The 18,308-nt window shown below is 64.5% G+C and carries 14 protein-coding genes; 2 read left to right on the top strand and 12 right to left on the bottom strand.

Annotated features, from left to right (window positions below; all coding sequences use genetic code 11):
• Window positions 1–65: 65 nt before the first annotated feature.
• The 12 genes from RM530_RS08685 to RM530_RS08630 all read right to left on the bottom strand — a co-directional run bounded on the left by RM530_RS08685 (window position 66) and on the right by RM530_RS08630 (window position 15,652).
• Entirely contained in the window at window positions 66–2,015 is a 1,950-nt protein-coding gene (locus RM530_RS08685; protein ID WP_311364831.1) for a hybrid sensor histidine kinase/response regulator, read from the bottom strand.
• Window positions 2,012–2,485, bottom strand: a complete 474-nt coding sequence (locus RM530_RS08680) for a response regulator (protein ID WP_311364830.1) — start codon at window positions 2,483–2,485, stop codon at window positions 2,012–2,014. The genes RM530_RS08685 and RM530_RS08680 overlap by 4 nt, the downstream gene beginning before the upstream one ends.
• 7 nt (window positions 2,486–2,492) lie before the next feature.
• Window positions 2,493–4,733 carry an ATP-binding protein gene (locus RM530_RS08675; protein ID WP_311364829.1) on the bottom strand — a complete coding sequence of 747 codons (2,241 nt, stop codon included), beginning with the start codon at window positions 4,731–4,733 and terminating at the stop codon, window positions 2,493–2,495.
• Between the two features lie 127 nt (window positions 4,734–4,860).
• Complete coding sequence (nhaC, locus tag RM530_RS08670; protein ID WP_311364828.1) at window positions 4,861–6,333, bottom strand: Na+/H+ antiporter NhaC; 1,473 nt, start codon at window positions 6,331–6,333, stop codon at window positions 4,861–4,863.
• Between the two features lie 131 nt (window positions 6,334–6,464).
• The gene (locus RM530_RS08665; RefSeq protein WP_311364827.1) at window positions 6,465–7,796 is read right to left on the bottom strand and encodes a sensor histidine kinase; all 1,332 of its coding nucleotides are present in this window, start codon (window positions 7,794–7,796) and stop codon (window positions 6,465–6,467) included.
• A 44-nt stretch (window positions 7,797–7,840) separates the two neighbouring features.
• On the bottom strand, window positions 7,841–9,178 hold the full coding sequence (locus RM530_RS08660; RefSeq protein ID WP_311364826.1) for a sigma-54-dependent transcriptional regulator: 1,338 nt from the start codon (window positions 9,176–9,178) through the stop codon (window positions 7,841–7,843).
• A gap of 19 nt (window positions 9,179–9,197) precedes the next feature.
• Window positions 9,198–9,428 (bottom strand): hypothetical protein, encoded by a 231-nt coding sequence (locus RM530_RS08655; RefSeq protein ID WP_311364825.1) that lies wholly within the window; start codon window positions 9,426–9,428, stop codon window positions 9,198–9,200.
• Between the two features lie 43 nt (window positions 9,429–9,471).
• On the bottom strand, window positions 9,472–10,683 hold the full coding sequence (locus RM530_RS08650; protein ID WP_311364824.1) for an ABC transporter permease: 1,212 nt from the start codon (window positions 10,681–10,683) through the stop codon (window positions 9,472–9,474).
• A gap of 2 nt (window positions 10,684–10,685) precedes the next feature.
• Window positions 10,686–11,993 carry an ABC transporter permease gene (locus tag RM530_RS08645; protein ID WP_311364823.1) on the bottom strand — a complete coding sequence of 436 codons (1,308 nt, stop codon included), beginning with the start codon at window positions 11,991–11,993 and terminating at the stop codon, window positions 10,686–10,688.
• A 13-nt stretch (window positions 11,994–12,006) separates the two neighbouring features.
• A complete protein-coding gene (locus RM530_RS08640; RefSeq protein ID WP_311364822.1) occupies window positions 12,007–12,717 on the bottom strand; it encodes an ABC transporter ATP-binding protein in 711 nt (236 codons plus the stop codon).
• A gap of 50 nt (window positions 12,718–12,767) precedes the next feature.
• Window positions 12,768–14,039 (bottom strand): efflux RND transporter periplasmic adaptor subunit, encoded by a 1,272-nt coding sequence (locus tag RM530_RS08635; RefSeq protein ID WP_311364821.1) that lies wholly within the window; start codon window positions 14,037–14,039, stop codon window positions 12,768–12,770.
• Between the two features lie 161 nt (window positions 14,040–14,200).
• Window positions 14,201–15,652 carry a TolC family outer membrane protein gene (locus tag RM530_RS08630; protein ID WP_311364820.1) on the bottom strand — a complete coding sequence of 484 codons (1,452 nt, stop codon included), beginning with the start codon at window positions 15,650–15,652 and terminating at the stop codon, window positions 14,201–14,203.
• Between the two features lie 184 nt (window positions 15,653–15,836).
• Here RM530_RS08630 and RM530_RS08625 point away from each other — a divergent pair, with 184 nt between their 5' ends.
• Window positions 15,837–17,051, top strand: coding sequence for a hydrolase (locus tag RM530_RS08625; RefSeq protein ID WP_311364819.1), 1,215 nt, complete (start codon window positions 15,837–15,839; stop codon window positions 17,049–17,051).
• A gap of 122 nt (window positions 17,052–17,173) precedes the next feature.
• On the top strand, window positions 17,174–18,199 hold the full coding sequence (gene astA / locus RM530_RS08620; protein WP_311364818.1) for an arginine N-succinyltransferase: 1,026 nt from the start codon (window positions 17,174–17,176) through the stop codon (window positions 18,197–18,199).
• Window positions 18,200–18,308: the final 109 nt, after the last annotated feature.

Here is an 18,308-nt window from a genome sequence, read left to right as displayed (position 1 = left end):
GAGACCAACGAAGAATCGGCGAGGAATTACAGAAACGGGGTTGCTTTATCAGATATTCAGCAGGCTCAATATTTGGTCAATATGCTGATCAGTTCGCTCAGATGCTCGAAGTTCACGGGCTTGGTGATGTGGGCGGTGAAGCCGGCTTCCTGGCTTTTGAGGATGTCTTCGTCCATGCCGTAGCCGGTAATGGCGATCGAGGGCCTTTGTTGTATGCGTTTGAATTCGCGAGCGACTTCGGTGCCATCACCGTCCGGCAAGCCGATATCACCGACCAAGAGATCGAAGACCCCGGTCTGCGCGAGCCGTTTGCCGCTGGCCACGGTATTCGCCAGCGAAACCTCGTGACCCAGGATCTTGAGCAGTCTGGCCATGGCGCGGCTGGTGTCTTCGTTGTCTTCCACCAACAGGATGCGCAGGGGGCGTTCGTAGGCGCGACGGTCAACCGATACCGGTCCCTCGGTCTCGTCTGGCACCGGATCGAGCAGCGGTAGCGTGAACGTGAAGCGCGCTCCGCGCCCTGGCCCGGCACTTTCGGCGATCAGCTCGCCGCCGTGCTTGCAGGCCAGCGCATGTGCGATCGCCAGGCCCAGGCCGAGTCCGCCGAACTCGCGGGTGATCGAGATATCGGCCTGTTCGAACGCGGAAAAGATTCGCGTCAACGCGGCTTCGCTGATGCCGATACCGTTGTCGCTGATACATACGCTGTAGTGATCGGCGTCCGGGTTGAAGGATTCAACCACGATACGGCCACCGCTCCGGGTGAACTTGATGGCGTTCTTGAGCACATTCCAGATGATCTGCTGGGTACGGCCAGCATCGGCCGACACCAGCGAGTGTTCTGCCTCCAGGCGGACTTCCATCTGTTGCCGCTTGCCTCGCACTTCCGCTCTTCCCATTTCCACGACTCCGTTAAGGCAGGCGTCCATGTCCAGCGGCTTGAGGGTGAGGCTGAGCTTGTTGTGGGTGATGCTGGTGAGGTCCAGCAGGTCGTCGATCAGGCGCGCTTCGAGTTCGACGTTGCGGCGAATCATCGGCGGCACGTCTTCGAGCGAAGCCGGCAGGGCCGATTCCTGGTCGAGCAGGTGCACGGCCGCGAGGATCGGTGTCAGGGGGGTGCGCAGTTCGTGCGACAGCATCGCCAGGAAGCGGTCCTTGGCCGCGTTGGCGGCCTCCGCCTGTTCCTTGGCCGCCTCCAGGGTTTCGGCCGCGCGTCGGGCTTCGGTGGTGTCACGAATGATCTTCGAAAATCCGACGACATGGCCCGCGTCGTTGCGAATCGCCGTGGTCACGATCGAGGCGAAGAATTCGCTGCCGCCGCGGCGCTTCATCCAGCACTCGACCGAATGGCTTTCGTGCTGCAAGGCGTTCTGTAGCGATTCGTGCAGCGAGCCGCAATCGGTTTCCTGTCCTTGATACAAGAGGCTCGCGGGGCGCCCCTTCATCTCTTGGAGCGAGAACCCGAGAATATCTTCGGCGGCGCGGTTCAGGCTCCTGATCCGCCCTTCGGCGTTCAGGCCGATGACGGCGTAGTCGCGCAGGGCATCAACCAGGCGCCGATAGTTGGTCTCCGAGGTTTCCAGCGCACGTTCTGCGCCGATGCGCTGGCGCCGCTCCTTGGCCTCTGCGAGCGCCCGTTCCACGACCATCGGTAAACGTTGCAGACGCTGTTTGACGACGTAGTCGGTGGCGCCCTTCTTCAGAATCTCGACGGCGTGTTCTTCACCGAGAACGCCGGACACCACGACAAACGGCAGGTCCGGCGAGCGTTCGCGGACAATCGCCAGGGCTTCGGCGCCCGAGAAGGCCGGTAACATGAAATCGGCGAGCACGATGTCGATGTCTCCGACGTCCAGCGCCCAGCAGAAATCGGCCTCGGTCTCGACCACATGCAGAGAAACCGGCATGCGCAGGCTCTCCAGACGCAGACGCGTCAGGTCCGCGTCCAGGCGATTGTCTTCAAGCAGCAGTATGCGGATTGGGGTTCCCTCGGATTCGGGACCCGGCGGGTTCATTTTTGCGCGCTCCTTCGGGCAACGCGGGCGGAACCGGGAGGTGGCTCGTTGAGCACCGCCCAGAAGATTCCGAGGTCCGTGATGGCCTCCACGAATTCACCGAACGCGACGGGCTTCACGACATAGGCGTTCACACCCAGTTCGTAGCTGCGCAACAGATCGGCCTCCTCGCGCGAGGAGGTCAGCATCACCACGGGAATGCTTCTGAGCGCCGGTGTCGTGCGGATCACCTGCAGCACCTCGATTCCGTCGAGCCGTGGCAGTTTCAGATCGAGCAGAATGACCGCCGGATTGCCGTTGTGACGGGATTCGTAGTCGCCGCGGCAGAACAGGTAGTCCAGTGCGTCGACACCGTCTCGCGTGATCACCACCTCGTTGGCAAGCTGGCTCTTCTCGAGCGCGATCAGGGTCAGCTCAAGGTCCTTGGGATTGTCTTCCACCAGAAGTATGGGTTTGAGTGAGGTGCTCATGACGTGTTCAGAGTTTGGGTAGATCAAATGAAAAAACCGCACCGTGGCCGGTCTCCCCTTCCGCCCAGACGTGACCGTCATGTCGTTCGATGATTCTGCGGACGTTGGCGAGCCCGATACCGGTGCCTTCGAAATCCTCCATGCGATGCAGGCGTTGAAACACCCCGAACAGCTTGCCGACATACTTCATGTTGAAGCCGACCCCGTTGTCGCGAACGTGGACGACATGGGTGGTGGCCGTGTCTTCGCCGTCGATACGGATAACGGCCGGCTCCCGCCCTCGCGAATACTTGACCGCATTCGACAGCAGGTTGCGCATCACCATCTGCAGGAAGGCCGGATCGCCGCGTAGCACGGGCAGTTCGCCGAATTCCCAGCGAACGTTACGGCCCGCTGTCTCGGCGTCGAGATCCTTGATCACCGATTCGGCCAGCTCGCGGATATTCACCTGCGTGGGTCGTAGTGCGGCCCGCCCCATCTGCGAGAATGTGAGCAGGTCATCCACCAGCGTGCCGGCGAAGGTCGCGGATTCCTCGACGTTGGCGAGATACGTACGCCCTCGATCGCTCAAGCCCTCACCTTCGAGTTCGCGCAGCAGATCCGCGTAGCCGACGATATGACGCAGCGGTGCGCGCAGGTCGTGCGACACCGAATACGAGAACGCCTCCAGCTCGCGGTTGCTGCGCTCCAGCTCATGCGCCAGCGCCGCCATTTCCTCGGCACGGCGCAGAACGATCGTCAGGATCGCGCTGCGCAGTTCCAGCGCCGCGTCAAGCTCGCCGGCGCTCCAGGGGCGGCTGCACTCCGTATGCGTCTCGCTCCAGGCCTCGAAGCTGTTGCGCGGACTGAGCATCGTTGGCTCGGCGGTTGTCGCGGTCTTGTCCGGCCTGCCGGCCCAGGTCACGGTGCGCCGGACCTTCGGTCGGAACCAGACGATGTAGTTGCGGTGCACCTGAGAGATCGACACCGCCATAACGCCAGCCGTGTCGCCCATGGGGACCACGTCGGCCGGAAGATCACGGTCGATACAGGCGCTCGAGAACACCGTGTTGGACGAATGGGCGGACAACCAGCCCACCAGCTTGAGCACTTCGGCTTCATCGGGGGTATCACCGAATAACTCGCAACGGCCGCCGAACAGGATCGCGGCCCCACCGGCACCCGCGAACGCCAGCAGATCGGTCGGGCTGGACATCAGTCCGGCCACGAAATCATCGCGATCCGCGATCGCGGACAGCAGTCCGACCAGAATGCGCCGCAACTCGAGCCGCTGCTGGGTCTGCGCGCGCTCTTCGTTGGCTTCGATCTGCAGCGACAGGATCTGCCCCAGGTGCTCGCAGGCGGTGCGGGCATCGAACGGTACCTGGCGGGGTTCGGCGTTATGGCACGAGATCAGGCCCCACAGGCGACCGCGCACGATGATCGAGACCGACATGGACGCGAGGATGTCCATGTTCTTCATGTACTGGATGTGTACCGGCGAGACGCTGCGCAGCCCCGAAAAGCTGAGGTCGGTAGGCGCGCCGCTCAGCGGGTTGTCGCGCGGATGCAATGGCGAAGGGCTGGCATTTGCGTCCGCGATCAGACGCACGCGATTTCTGAGATACAGCTCACGGGCCTGAGGTGGCACATCGGACGCCGGAAACAGCATGCCCAGGCAGGACTCGTAGGATTCGTCGCGCCGCTCTGCCAGCACCTGGCCATGCCCGTCCTCGTCAAAGCGGTAAACGAGGATGCGGCCAAATCCGGTGATGGTCTTGGTCTCCTGCGCGGCGAGCTCGCACAGCGCATCCACGGAGCTCGCGCTCTGAAGGTTCGATACGAACGATCGGACCAGGGGGTAGATGCCTCCGAAGCCCATGTCCTGTTCGCGCCGGGTGGGTTCCAGTTCGAGATACAGCAGTTGGTCGTTGCGGTGGAGCACGCCATCGAAGCGGCGCGCATTGGCCGTGAGCACGCCGATGTAGAGGGGTGCTTCCTCGATATCCGCCCTGCCCCTGGCCGTTCGCAGACGCTCCATATCGGATTCGCCCAGCAGCTCGGCACATTCCCGGCCGACCAGGGCATCGGCGCTGTGGCTCAACCAGATGTCGGCACTTTCGCTGGCCTGGACGATCCTGAGATTCTCGTCCATGCACAGCAATACGCCGTGCGGCTGCACGCTGCCCGGAACGTGAATCGGTTCGCGCTCGCACGCATTCAACAAATCCCGCGCAGCGGCGGCCTGTTCCGCGTGCCCCGACGTCATGACTGGGTTCATACCTCGGCAATCCCCACTCTGGCGACGCGGACTCTCCGCATCTTTCCCAATTGAATGAAGAAATTACCAAACGATCATGAACGGCAACGAAACGTACACGCCAGGCGCTCGCCGATCAGCTGGCAGCGCTGGCGGAGTTCTTGCGCAGCAGCCTGAAGCCGGCCAGCGCCATGGAAATTGCGATCAGTGGCGACAGCCAATTGAAGAAGGCGAAAGGCAGATAATGGAAGGTGGAAACACCCAAGGTCGCCGTCATGTAGGCGCCGCAGGTATTCCATGGCACCAGCACGGAGGTCAGGGTGCCGCCGTCCTCGATGGCGCGCGACAGATTGCGCGGATCCAGGCCCACGCGTTCGTATTCGATCCGGTACAGGCGTCCGGTGAGCACGATGGAAATGTACTGATCGGAGGCGACGATGTTGACGCCGACGGCGGTCAGCACCGTCACCGCCACCAGCGCACCGGCCGTCTTGACCCCGCGCAGCACCCCGACGATCAGGCGTTGCAGCAGACCGGCGCGTTCCATGCAGGCGCCGAAGGCCATCGCGCACAGAATCAGCCAGATCGTGTTGAGCATGCTGGACATGCCACCGCGATTGAGCAGCTCGTCCAGATTGGCATTGCCGCTGTCGCCGGCATAGCCGTCGAACAGCGCGTGCCACAGCCCGCCCACAGCCCGCACGCCAGGATTGTCGGAAATCGAGGCGCCGAGATCGGCGACGCGCTCGGGTTGAAACACGGCCGCGAACAGCAACCCGGCGGCGACGCCCGCCGCCAACGTCGGCAACGCCGGTACGCGGCGCATTGCCAGCACCAGCACCAGCGCGACCGGAATCAGCAAATGCAGGCCGATGCCAAACTGCGTGTCGATCGAGGCCAGCAAGGCCTCCGGCCCTTGCGCCGTGCCGGACAGGTCGGTGGTCAGGCCGAGCACGGTGAAGCCGATCAAGGCCAAGGTGAAGCTGGGCAGGGTCGTCCAGCACATGTGGCGAATATGATCGAACAACTCGGAACCGGCGACAGCCGGCGCGAGATTGGTGGTGTCGGAGAGCGGCGACATCTTGTCGCCGAAATAGGCGCCGGAAATCACCGCGCCCGCCGCCGCCGCCGGGCTCAGGCCCAGCCCGCTGGCAACGCCCATCAGTGCCACGCCGACGGTACCGGCGACGGTCCAGGAACTGCCGATGGCCAGCCCGATCACGGCGCAGATCAGGCAACTCGCCGGGTAATAGACCGCCGGGTGCAGCAGTTGCAGGCCGTAGTAGATCAGCGTGGGCACGGTGCCGCAGAGAATCCAGCTACCGATCACGGCACCCACCATCAGCAGAATCAGCATCGCGTTGGACGACACCGCGATGCTCTGGCCGACGGCCTCCTCGAAGTCCTTCCACACCAGGCCGTTGGCAATACCGATCGCCGCCGCCACGCCGGCCGCCACCAGCAGGACGATCTGGTTCGGTCCGTAGGAAGCATCGCTACCGAACAGGGCCACCGCCGCCACCAGCATCAGCGCCAGTACCGCCAGCGGCGCCAGCGCCTGCCACAGGCTCGGCACGCGCAGTTCGTCCACCAGATCGTCTCCGCTCATTGAGATCCTTGTCGGCGGCCCTGTGACCGCGCAGCTATTTTCGGTTCGTTATCGTTGTGCGGCCGTACCGCGAGCATCGGTCCAGTGAAGCAAACCCCGTACCGGACGCATAATGGCGAAGAGCCACAGCCTCAGGCCAGGGGCTCCCGCGCGGCGGCCGGCAGCGCCAAACGCACCCGCAGACCGCCGCCGCTGCGGTTGGACAAATGAATGCGACCGCCGTGCGCCTCCACGATTTCGCGGGCCAGCGCCAGCCCCAGGCCGGTGCCGCTGCGCTTGGTGGAATAAAACGGCAGCAAGGCGTTGGCGAGCACCGCCTCGCTCATGCCGCTGCCGCGGTCGGCGATGTCCACGCGGAATTCATCGGCCACCCGCTGCACCGAGACCCGCACCTGGTCGGCGGCGCCGCCGGATTCGTGGGCGTTCTTGATCAGGTTGATGAGCACCTGCTCGATCTGCGTGCGATCCAGCCACACCGGCGTCTCCGGCAGGCCGCCGTCCAGCGTGAACGAGACCTGGCCCGCGAGCGTGTCCATGAACTCGGCCCAGTCCAGACGCGCCAACTGCGGCACCGGCAACTTGGCAAAACGCGCGTATCCGTCGATGAAACCGTGCAAATGCCGCGTGCGCTCGCGGATCGAACCGAATACCTGCGGCAGACGCGCGGTATCGCCGCGCCTCGCCAACTCCGCGCCGGAATGCGCCATGGACGAAATCGGCGCCAGGGAATTGTTGAGCTCATGGCTGATGACGCGGATGACCTTTTTCCAGGTGGCCACTTCCTGCCGCGACAACTCCCGCGTCATGCGCCGCATCAGGTAGAGGCGGTGCGGCCGTCCCTGCAGGCGAAAACCCCGCCGCGAAACGTGAAAAGTCTCGTCGATGCCCTCGATCGCGACGGTGAACAAGCCATCTTCGCCGCTCGCCACCGCGTCCCGTACCACCTCGGGCAGCTTATCGAGCAGCGATGAAAACGCCAGCCCGCCGATGCTGCGGCCGTCATTGAACAGCTTGCGCGCGGCGAGGTTGGCATAGGCGATGCGACCGCTGTGCTCGGTCAGCACCAGGGCCACCGGCGTGTTTTGCACCACCGTATCCAGCATCAACTCGCGCTGTACCAAATGCTGGCGCTGTTCGCGCAGCGTGCTGCCCAGTTCATTGTGGACAGCGACCAACCGGCCAAGCTCGTCATTGCGGTCGTTGGTGATGGAGACGCTGAAATCGCCATCACGGTAACTCGCCACCGCACTTTGCAGTGCCCGCAGCAGTTTCGCCGCCGGCTGTATCGCCTGGCGCGCGATCAGCAGCGCCAGCGGCAGGCCGAAGCCCAGGCTCAGCAGCAACGACCAGCGCTCCTCCCCCAGCAAGGTGGCAAACAACACCGCCGTCAGCGCACCACAGGCGTAGACCGCCATCAGCAAGGCGGCGAGCCTGCCCTCGACAGAGAAACTACGCCGGGCCATGACCGCCCACGGGTCTATCGCTCATGACGGTTCCGGAAACCCGATCAGGATTCCGAAACACCGAAGCGTTCCATGCGCCGATACAGCGCCTGACGCGACAGCCCCAGCGCCTGCGCCGCGCGGCTGACCACGCCGCCGGCGGCGGCCAGCGCCGCTTCGACGGCGGCCTTGTCCGGCTCGTCCAGATTGCGCGCCGCAGCGGGCTTGCGCGCCGGCAGATCGAGATCGGCCACCTCGATCACGCCGTCCCGGCACAGCAGGCGGGCGCGTTCCAGCGCGTTGCGCAGTTCGCGCACATTACCGGGCCAGGAATGGGCCATGAGCGCGTCCCGTGCCTCGTCGGAGAGGCGTGCCTCGCCATTCAGGAAATGCTCGGCCAGCGGCGGGATGTCATCGCAGCGCTCCGCCAGCGGAGGCAGGCGAACCTCGATGACATTGAGCCGGTAGTAAAGGTCTTCGCGAAACGTGCCTTCCTCGATCATCGCCGGCAGATCGGCATTGGTGGCGCTGAGCAAACGCACCTTGACGTGCCGCGTGCGCGCCGACCCGAGGCGCTCGAAATCGCCGGATTCGAGCACGCGCAGCAACTTCACCTGCCCCGACAATGGCAGATTGCCGATTTCGTCCAGGAACAGCGTGCCGCCGTCGGCCCGTTCGAAACGCCCTTCGCGTGCTCGGGTCGAACCGGTGTAGGCGCCGGCCTCGGCCCCGAACAGCTCCGCTTCGATCAGCTCGGATGGCAGGGCACCGCAATTGACGGTGACGAAGGCGCCGCGCCTCACGGCCGAATTGGCATGCAGGATGTCGGCGATGCGTTCCTTGCCGGCGCCGTTGGGGCCGGTGATCAGCACCGGAATCTCGGCCCGCGCGACCTGGCAGGCCAGCTCGATCACACGCTCGGTGGCGGTGGCGCCGTAGACGATGCCGCGCAGGTCGTAGCGCGATTCGAGTTCCGCGCGACGGCGGCGCCGTTCGCGCCGATGGCGCGAGACCTCGCGCGTGCTCTCGGACAACTCCAGCAGATTTTCGACCGTGGCCGACAGTTTGGCGTCGTCCCAGGGCTTGGCGACGTAATCCGCGGCGCCGGCCTTGACCAGTTCCACCGCCGTTTCCAGGTGCGTCCAGGCCGTCAGCAGAATCACCGGCAGGTCCGGATGGCGCTCACGGATCGCGCGAAACAGCGCCACGCCCTCCTCGCCCGAGGTGGTGTCCGCGGTGAAGTTCATGTCCTGGATGACGACATCGACATCACTGCGGTCGAGTTCGGCCAGTCCGCCCTCCGGCGAATACGCGATCAGGGCGCGGATTTCGTGCAACGACAGCAACAGCGCCAGGGCGTCGCCGACCGCTTGGTTGTCGTCGATGATCAGTACGGTGCGCATGGATCAATCCTACCTTGCCCTATGCCTCGCGCGTCGCCACCATCGGCGGCACGCGGGACGCACGGCGCGCCGGTTGCAGCACGGCGGCTACAAGGATGTAGGGCAGCGACAGGCGCGCCATCTCGTAATGCGTGACCAGCCACAGGTTCAGCAGTACACCGCGAACGAGGTCATCGAGGCGCCGATGCCCAAAGCGATCCTCAGTACCATCAAGGCCGTCAGCGCCGGTGTGCGGCGTGGGCTGCGCCACGACAATCCCGCGAAATATCCCCACCTGGTTCAGTGATCCCTTGTTATGCCCTGCGTGAGGCGGTTGCCGGCGGCACACGCGTGGCGCGCAATGCCGGATACAGCACGGACAGCTGGCCCAGCAGCCACAGTGCCGCGGCACCCATCGGCAGATAGAACAGCGGCAGACGCGGCAGTTCGTAATGCTGCATCAACCAGGCGTTGATGCCGTAGGCCGCGAACATGCCGAACAGGATGCCCGAGCTGACGATCAGGAAATTCTCAAGCTGGAAGTAGCGCAGGATGTTGCCGCGCGTAGCGCCGAGCGCACGGCGGATACCGATGTGGCGCTGGCGGCGCTGCACCCAGAAGCTGGCCAGCCCGACGATGCCCAGCGCCGTCACCACCAGCAGCGCGACGATCACGGTCATCAGCAGTACGGCCATGACGCGGTCCTGGCGAAAGTAGTCCTCGCGCAATTGGGTGAAGGTTTCCGCCCCCCGCACGATGCGGTTCGGCTGCAAGGCCTTGAGCTTGGCTGTGGCGCTCTTGATCACGCCATCCAGGTCGGCGCCCTGCGCACGCAGGACGTACTGGGTTCCGGGTGCGCCCCGCGTGGGAAAGATCATGCAGTCGTGAGCCGTGCTGTCATCCCAGATCGACGGCCGCACCAAGGTTTCGACCACGCCGATGACGCGCAGCGGATCGCTGCTACCCATATAGATGGGCTTGTTCAGAGGCGGTTCGCCAGGCCAGAGGCGATTCGCCAGAGTCTGACTGATGATGATCGAGCTTGGCGTCACGGCACCGCTGGCGACGTCGTCGAAATCGTAGTACTCGTCCGGCGAGAAATCGCGGCCGGCCACCAGTTTCAGACCGAAGGTGGACAGCATGTCACCGCCGTCGTAGTACGTGGTGGCATTGACCACGACGTTCTTCTGATCCGGCGCGGTGCGCACACCGGAATTCCAGGATGATTGTCCGAACGGTACCTGCTGCGTGGTGGTGACCGAGACCACGCCGGGGATGCTGCGCAGCCCGGCGATGTCCTCGCGAATCCGCGCCATCTTGTCTTCCCCGTCGTCGAGGCTGGCGGCGCGAATGCGCAGCAGTTCGCTCTCCGCGACGCCGCTGAGCATCTGACTGCGTTCCATTCGACTGACGATCAGGAAGGTGGCGTTGCAGATGATCGCGCAGGCCAGTGCGATCTCGAACGCGATCAGCAGGGCCGCGGTCTTCTGATGACGCAGCGCTTTGAGTATCGGTTGGATATCCATGTTCACTCGCTCTTGAGCTGTAGCGCAGGCGGCACACGGCAGGCCTGCCAGGCCGGCAGCAGGCCGGCGACGAGACTGGCAATCACGGCCATCAACACCGCAGCGCAGAACATCAAGCCATTGAGGTGCGCAAGCTCCGCATAGTCCACCGGCTGCATGCGCACGGCGGCGAGCCCGGCCAGCGACAGCACCAGACCCAGCAGCGCCCCGGCCGCCCCCACAACCCCGGCTTCGAGCAGGAACTGAAAGAAGATCGAGGTTCGAGGAGCGCCGAGCGCTCGTCTTACAGCCACTTCGTTGCTGCGGCGCAGGAACTTGGCGAGCATCAGCCCCACGGTGTTGACGATGCACACCACCAGAAATCCGAGCGCGGTCCAGGATTGCAGGCGCACGTCCTCGGGCACGACCTTCTGATAGTCCAGCCATTGCATCAGGCTGCGCAGCCGCACGTTGGCCGGCCGCTCGAAGCGCCCCAGCCGCCGCTGCTCCTCGCTGTAGCTCGTCAGGAAATTCAGGTAATCCTTGTGCTTTTCGGCCGAGTCGAGTTCCACCCAGTACTGCAGCCACATGCAGCTTCCGGAGGTGAGCTGCTGCTGTGGCGTGAGCCGTTCTTCGCCGAAGCAGTTCATCGTGCCGTTGCGCCCCATCTCCAGCTGGATGGCCGTCTCCAGCGGAATGAAGGCCTCTTCGGAATCCGAATAATTGCCGGTGTTGAGGTCGTAGAAATGCGGGTTCGGGCGCCATTCGTCGATCACGCCGACGATGCGGAAGTCCTGATTGTTGAGGCGCAGCGTGCGGCCCACGCTGTTGCCGCCATCGAAGAGCTTGTCGTTGAGCCGGCGCGAAATCACCACGACGCGCGCATGCGCCTCGTCGTCCGCTCCGGTCCAGCCGCTACCGTGCAGAAACGGCACCTCGAACATCGCGAAGAAATCGGCCGAGGTGTAGCGCAGATCCAGCAGGTACGGATCGACCCCCGCCTTGTCCGGAATGACCGCCGCGCCGCCGCCGGTCATCACTGCCTGACGGTCGGCGCGACGCGCATCCAGCAGGTTCTTGGCGTCCAGATAGCTGATGACGTCGGGCGGCTCCTCGCCGGGCTGATAACCCAGCGAATCCTGCGGATCGATCTGCGGATAGAACAACGTGTCGCTCTTGCCCGGCAGGGGATCGCCGGACAGCACCTGCAGCACTGTCAGCGTGGTCACGCTGGCGCCGATGCCGATGCCGATCGCCAGCACCATCAGCGCCGTGAGTCCGGGATTGCGTTTCAGGCCGCGCACGGCAAGCCAGGCGTAGTAACGGAACATGGTGATGCCGGCCTCAGGCCTGCACGGCGCTGGCGGCGGTCAGCCGTGCCTCGGGATCGCCGAGGTCCACCACCTGCCCGTCGACGATGTGCACATTGCGCTGCGCACGCGCCGCCAGTTCCGGATCGTGCGTGACCATCACGATGGTCGCGCCGTCGCGGTGGATTTCCTCGACCAGCTCCATGACGGCGCGCGCCATCTGCGTGTCGAGGTTGCCGGTGGGTTCGTCCGCCAGCAGCAGACGCGGACTGCCGGCCAAGGCACGCGCGATGGCGACGCGCTGCTGCTGACCGCCGGACAGCTCGGCCGGATAATGCTTGGTGCGGGCCGACAGACCGACACGCGCCAGCGCGTCCTCGATGCGGCGCTTGCGTTCGGAGCCCTTCATGCCGCGGTAGCGCAAGGGCACGTCGACGTTGTCGAACACATTGAGATCGGGAATCAGATTGAAGGCCTGGAAAATGAAGCCGATCTTCTCGTTGCGGATGCGCGAGCGCGCATCGTCGCCGAGACGGCTCACGTCCTGGCTGTCGAGTTCGTAGGTTCCGCCCGTCGGCGTTTCCAGCAGGCCGGCGATGTTGAGAAACGTGGTCTTGCCGGAACCGGAAGGACCGGTCACGGCCACGAATTCGCCTTCGCGCACGTGGATCGAAAAGTCACGCAAGGCGAAGGTCTCCACCACTTCGGTGCGGAAGGCCTTGGACAGACGGGCCATCTTTAGCATGTAAATAATCCTGTAAGTTTAGGCAATTACGAGACTTTCTTAAAGTACGTTTAGCGACTGATGACAACGCGCTGAGCGCCATCGAAGTTGTCGCTTCCGGAAATCACGATGCGTTCGCCGACCTGCAGTCCGTCGAGCACCTCGACCTTGTCGATGCTGGCGGCGCCGGTATGGATCACGCGGCGCTCGGCGATGTCGCCCTGAACCACGTAGCCGCTGTTGCCGCCACCGGATTCCAGGAACGGACCGCGCGCGACCATCAGCACATCGTCGCGGGCGTCGAGCAGCACGCGCACCGACAGGCGCTGGTTCTGACGCAATCCCTGCGGCGCATCGCCGGTGAAGCGCACGCGGGCCGTGACCTCGCCGCTGACGACCTCCGGCGAGACGGCGCCGACTTCACCCGTGAATTCGCGGCCACTGCCGCGAATCTCGGCCGGCATGCCCACCGCCAGATCGCGCGCGAAGCTTTCCGGCACCTTGAGTTCCACCTCCAGCGCGCTGAGGTCGACCACCGTGAGCAAGGGCGTGTCCTTGGCGACATAGGCGCGCTCGGCGACCAGCAGCTGACCGACCTGGCCCGAAACCGGGGAATGCAGGCTCAGCAGATCGACCTTGCGATCGAGATCCTTGACCAGCAAGGCCTGCCGGTCACGCGCCAGGCGCTTGGCATCGACCTCGAAGGCCAGGCCTTCGGACTGCAGGCCGCGGTCGCTCTGCGCGTGCTTGTAGGCCACCTCGGCCTTGTCCAGCGCGGCCTGGGTGCGCATCACCTCGATCTCCGGAATCACGCCGAGATCGAAGGCCTTCTGCGTCCGCGCCTGCTCGGTCGCCGCGGCATTCCGGTCGATGCGTGCCTTCTCCAGGGTCTCGTCCGCCACCAGCGCCTTCTGCCGGGCGTCGAGCTGTGCGCGCCGGTAGTCCACCGTCATCGCCTGCAAGGCTGATCGCTCCTGCGCCAGTTCGCTCTCCAGCTCCGGGCTTTCGATGGTGCCGAGCACCTCGCCTTGCGCCACGTCATGCCCGGCCGTGATTTCGAAGCTCACGGTGCCGGCGGCGGCGGCGTACAGCGTGGGGCTGACGGCCGCGACCACCCGCCCCTCGGCCGCGATGTCCCGCACGAAACGCCCGCGCTCCACCGTGGCGATCGACAGGCGCGAGGCGCTCACCGATTTTTCGGCTGACCACAGGCGCGCCAGCCCCGGCGCCAGCATCACGATGCCGATCACGATCAGCAGCGCAATCGCGATCGGCAGACGCCGCCGTTTCCAGAACGACGCTCGCTCGACGACCCGGTCCTGCGCACTCGTGTCACGAAACATCTATCGACTCTCCAGCCGCGAAGCGCGGCGTGATGACAGCAACGCGCAAACCGCGATCCATTTTAAGTTTATTAAATAATTAATTGTTTTATTTAATAATTTTACAAATAAAAGCGAGGGAAAACGCGTCCGCTGACGGCGCCCGGACAGTCCGCCGGACATCAGGGCTGGCTCCGCTTGGCATCCGCGTCCAGCAGCGCGTCGATGGCCACCAGATCGGCCTCCACCAAGCGCCCGGCCAGAGCCTTGAGCCGCAGCAGGTTGGTCAGATAGTCGTAGCGCGACTGGTAGTAGCTGCGCAGCGCGGCGTAGTAGTTGTTCTGCGCATTGAGCAGATCGAACTCGGTGCGTGTGCCCACTTCAACGCCGCTGCGGCTGGCGTTCAGCGCGATGCGATTGGCGTTCACGGCGCGCTGATTCGATTGCAGCTTGTGGATGCCGGCAATCACGCCGCGATAGGCCAGGCGTGCCTGCCGATCCACATCCCGGCGTGCGCTTTCCAGACCGGCTTCGGCGCCGCGCTGCAAGGCACTGGCCTCGCGTACCCGTGAGCGCAGCAGACCGCCACTGAAGATCGGCCAATCGACGTAGACGCCGAGACTGTCGGCGCGATAGTCGCTGCCGAGCTGCGGCGACAGCGCGGTGTGTCCGAGCGTGCCCTGCAACTGCAGGCTCGGCAGATGCTGTGCACGGGTCGCCGCCACCGTACGTTCGGCGGAGTCCGTGTCCAGGCTGGCCGCCAGCACCGAGTAGTTGTCGCGCGAGGCGGCCTGCGCCCAGTCGTCGGCCGATTCCGGATCCGGGCGGCGCAAGGGAATCTCCTCGGCCAGCGGCGTGACCGCGAGGTCCAGCGTGCCGGTGATCTGCGCCAGGGCGCGCTGCGCGTCCATCAAGGCGGTTTCCGAATCGATCACGCTTTGCGCAGTGAGTTCGTAGAAGGCACGCGCCTCATCCACGCCGATGCGTGCACCGAGACCGGTGCTGAGCCGCTTCTGCGCCTGGTCCACCAGCGTGGCATAGGACTCGCGCTCGGCCTTGTTGGCGAACAAGGCGTCGGACGCCGCCAGAACCTCGAAATAAGCCTGGGCGACCCGCAGCATCAGGTCCTGCTGCGCCGCGCGATAGCTCGCCTCGGCACTGGCCACGTCCAGGCTCGCGCTCTGCAACTGGTGAAAGGCCTCGAAGCTCCACAGGGTCTGCGTCAGGCTCAGCGACCACTCACGGCGTGAGCCGGACAGACGCACATCGTCAGCGGCGTCGGGCTCCGGATCGGAAGGGTCATCCGGTACACCGGCCGCATCGGATTCATAGTGATAGTGCTCCCGCGCATAGCCGGCATTGGCATCGAGCTGCGGCAGAAAACTGGAAACCGCCTGCGGGCGCGCCTCGATCGCCGCATTGCGCGCTTCCAGCGCCGCGACCAGCGTCATGTCCTGCGTCAATGCCTTGCGATAGGCCTGCATCAGACCCTCGGCCTGCGCCACGCCCGGCAGCATGCACAGCGCAACGGCCAGCATGATGGCCGAGCTGATGCTCGCAACGACGCGCGGCTTCGCCGACTCCCCGGCACTGCGCATAATCTTCTCCGAACGGTCCAGGGTGTGATGGCGCAAGCGGCATACCAGTTTGATTGTCGAATTATCTTGTTGATTTTATTTACTTGAATTCAAATCTCACCAAACAGGACACTGTCCGCGGACTGTCGGCCGGACGTACCGGACAGGGCCGGCGGACAATTCCGGCCAACCGGCGATTGGAGCGGCGACCGTACAATGGTGCTTTGCACGCAGGATCGCCATGGACGCCGCATACGCGCCGCTATTGCAAGGCATCGCCGATCAGCAGTCCGCGATGCGGGACGAGCTGATCGCCCTGTCCAACATCAACTCCGGCAGCTTCAACGTCGAGGGCGTCAACACCCATGGCGAACGCCTGATCGCCCTGTTCGCGGATCTGCAAGCTCAGGTGGAACACATTGAAGTCGCGCCGTTCGCCAGCATTGCGGACTCCGGCGAGCTGCGCCAGCGCGCGCTCGGTCGCGCCATCCGTCTGCGCAAGCGTCCGCAAGCGCCACTGCAGGTGTTCCTGTGCGGACATCTGGACACCGTGTTCGCGGCCGATCATCCGTTTCAGACGGCACGTCAGGTCGACGCGGACACCCTGCACGGCCCCGGTGTGGCCGATCTCAAGGGCGGTCAGCTGGTCATGCTGCAGGCGCTGCGCGCCCTGGAGGCCAGCCCCTGGAATGCAGCCATCGGCTGGGAGGTGCTGTTCAATCCCGACGAGGAAATCGGCTCGCACGGTTCGGCTCCGCTGCTGGCCGAAGCCGCCGCGCGCAACCGCTTCGGCATGATCTACGAACCGTCCTTCCCGGACGGCAATCTCGCCGGGACGCGCAAGGGCAGCGGCAATTTCGACGTGATCGTGCACGGCCGCGCCGCGCACGCCGGACGCGAGCACCACCTGGGCCGCAATGCGATCCGAGCCTGCGCCGATTTCGTGGCAGCGCTGGACGCGCTCAACGGCACGCGCGACGGCATCACCATCAACCCCGGCTACATCAAGGGCGGCGGCGCGCTCAACGTGGTGCCGGCGCTGTGCGTGTTCAAATTCAATGTGCGCACTTCCACCGCCGAAGACGAAACCTGGATGCGGGCGCAGCTCGAATCACTGATGGCGGACATCGGCCAACGCGACGGCATTCGCCTTGAACTGCGCGGCGGTTTCACCCGGCCGCCCAAGCCGTTCCACGGGCTGACCGAAAAGCTCGCCGGACTGATCGGAGACTGCGGTCGCGAACTGGGCTTCAGTCTGGAATTCCTGCCGACCGGCGGCTGCTGCGACGGCAACAATCTGGCGGCGCACGGCCTTCCGAATATCGACAACCTCGGCGTTGTCGGCGGCAAGATTCACTCGGACGCCGAATACATGCGCATCTCCAGTCTGAGCGAGCGCGCACAACTCTCCGCACTGCTGTTGCTGCGTCTGGCGCGCGGCGAAATATCGCTCTGATTGACTGACTGACTCGCTCGCTCGCTCGGGATTCCGCCCGGGCCGTATACAGTAGCGGACACACCCATTTTGAAGCCGCCCCGGTCCGAGGCGGCTTTCAGCCTTCAAGACATTGGCAAGGTATGAAAATCATCCGACCGATCCGGCTCGACGACCTCGACGCCCTGCTGCACATGGCCCAGACCGCCGGCACGGGGTTCACTTCCCTGCCCCCGAACGCCGACTACCTGCGCGAGAAAATCAAACTGTCGATGCACTCCTTCGCCACCGATGTGCGCGAAGCCGGGCATGAACGCTACATGTTCGTGCTCGAAGACACCGAGACCGGTGAGATCGGCGGCTGTTGCGCGGTGGAGGCGGCCTGCGGGCTGGACGAGCCGTTCTACAACTACCACGTGGGCATGACGGTACACGCCAGCCGTGAATTCAAGCTCTACAACCGCATACCCACGCTGTATCTGTCCAACGACTACACCGGCACGTCGGTGCTGTGTTCGCTGTATCTCAAGCCGGAGTTTCGTGCCGGCGGCACCGGGCGGCTGCTGTCCAAGTGCCGGTTCCTGTTCATGGCCGCGCACCCACACCGGTTTTCGAAAAAGGTCATCGCCGAAATGCGCGGGGTATCCAGCGAATCCGGCGAGTCTCCGTTCTGGGAAGGACTGGGGCGGCACTTCTTCACGATCGACTACGGTGATGCCGAGCACATCGTCGGCCAGGGCAACAAGGCCTTCATCGCCGAACTGATGCCGCCGCACCCGATCTACACCGTACTGCTGCCGGAAGCGGCGCGCGAGGTCATGGGCAAGGTCCACCCGCAAACCGCGCCGGCGCTACACCTGCTGCAACAGGAAGGCTTCCGCTATCAGTACTACATCGACATTTTCGACGGCGGCCCCACCGTGGAAGCACCGCTCACCGACATACGCACAGTGCGCAAATCACAGAAATTGTCGACGCAGGTCGGCGCTCCGTCGGCCGGCCCGCGTCACCTGCTGTCCAACGACGGCGTCGAGGACTTCCGCTGTACGCTCGTCGAGTACGGACCACAGCCGGATTCGGTGACCGTGGACGCAGCGACGGCCGCGCAATTGGGTCTGGACGACGGCAAGCAGGCACGCATCGTGGCGCTGAGCTTCAGCGATGGCTAAGCGACTGAGCCGCAGAATACTGATCGGCTGGGGCTTGGTGCGCCGGTTTCGAGCACTCCGCTTGAGTGCCGGTTCATGATCACCCACAATTAACAAAGCCAATCGTCGA

Source organism: Banduia mediterranea (assembly GCF_031846245.1).
Lineage (GTDB): Bacteria > Pseudomonadota > Gammaproteobacteria > Nevskiales > Nevskiaceae > Banduia > Banduia mediterranea.
This window is presented reverse-complemented; position numbering and strand designations above follow the sequence as displayed.

Bases quoted from the DNA above. Each gene is read 5' to 3' on its own strand.
- RM530_RS08675 (WP_311364829.1), bottom strand. From the start codon at position 4,733: ATGACGTCGGGGCACGCGGAACAGGCCGCCGCTGCGCGGGATTTGTTG.
- RM530_RS08625 (WP_311364819.1), top strand. From the start codon at position 15,837: ATGGACGCCGCATACGCGCCGCTATTGCAAGGCATCGCCGATCAGCAG.
- RM530_RS08685 (WP_311364831.1), bottom strand. From the start codon at position 2,015: ATGAACCCGCCGGGTCCCGAATCCGAGGGAACCCCAATCCGCATACTG.
- RM530_RS08665 (WP_311364827.1), bottom strand. From the start codon at position 7,796: ATGGCCCGGCGTAGTTTCTCTGTCGAGGGCAGGCTCGCCGCCTTGCTG.
- RM530_RS08635 (WP_311364821.1), bottom strand. From the start codon at position 14,039: ATGTTTCGTGACACGAGTGCGCAGGACCGGGTCGTCGAGCGAGCGTCG.
- nhaC (WP_311364828.1), bottom strand. From the start codon at position 6,333: ATGAGCGGAGACGATCTGGTGGACGAACTGCGCGTGCCGAGCCTGTGG.
- RM530_RS08680 (WP_311364830.1), bottom strand. From the start codon at position 2,485: ATGAGCACCTCACTCAAACCCATACTTCTGGTGGAAGACAATCCCAAG.
- RM530_RS08640 (WP_311364822.1), bottom strand. From the start codon at position 12,717: ATGCTAAAGATGGCCCGTCTGTCCAAGGCCTTCCGCACCGAAGTGGTG.
- RM530_RS08645 (WP_311364823.1), bottom strand. From the start codon at position 11,993: ATGTTCCGTTACTACGCCTGGCTTGCCGTGCGCGGCCTGAAACGCAAT.
- RM530_RS08650 (WP_311364824.1), bottom strand. From the start codon at position 10,683: ATGGATATCCAACCGATACTCAAAGCGCTGCGTCATCAGAAGACCGCG.
- astA (WP_311364818.1), top strand. From the start codon at position 17,174: ATGAAAATCATCCGACCGATCCGGCTCGACGACCTCGACGCCCTGCTG.
- RM530_RS08660 (WP_311364826.1), bottom strand. From the start codon at position 9,178: ATGCGCACCGTACTGATCATCGACGACAACCAAGCGGTCGGCGACGCC.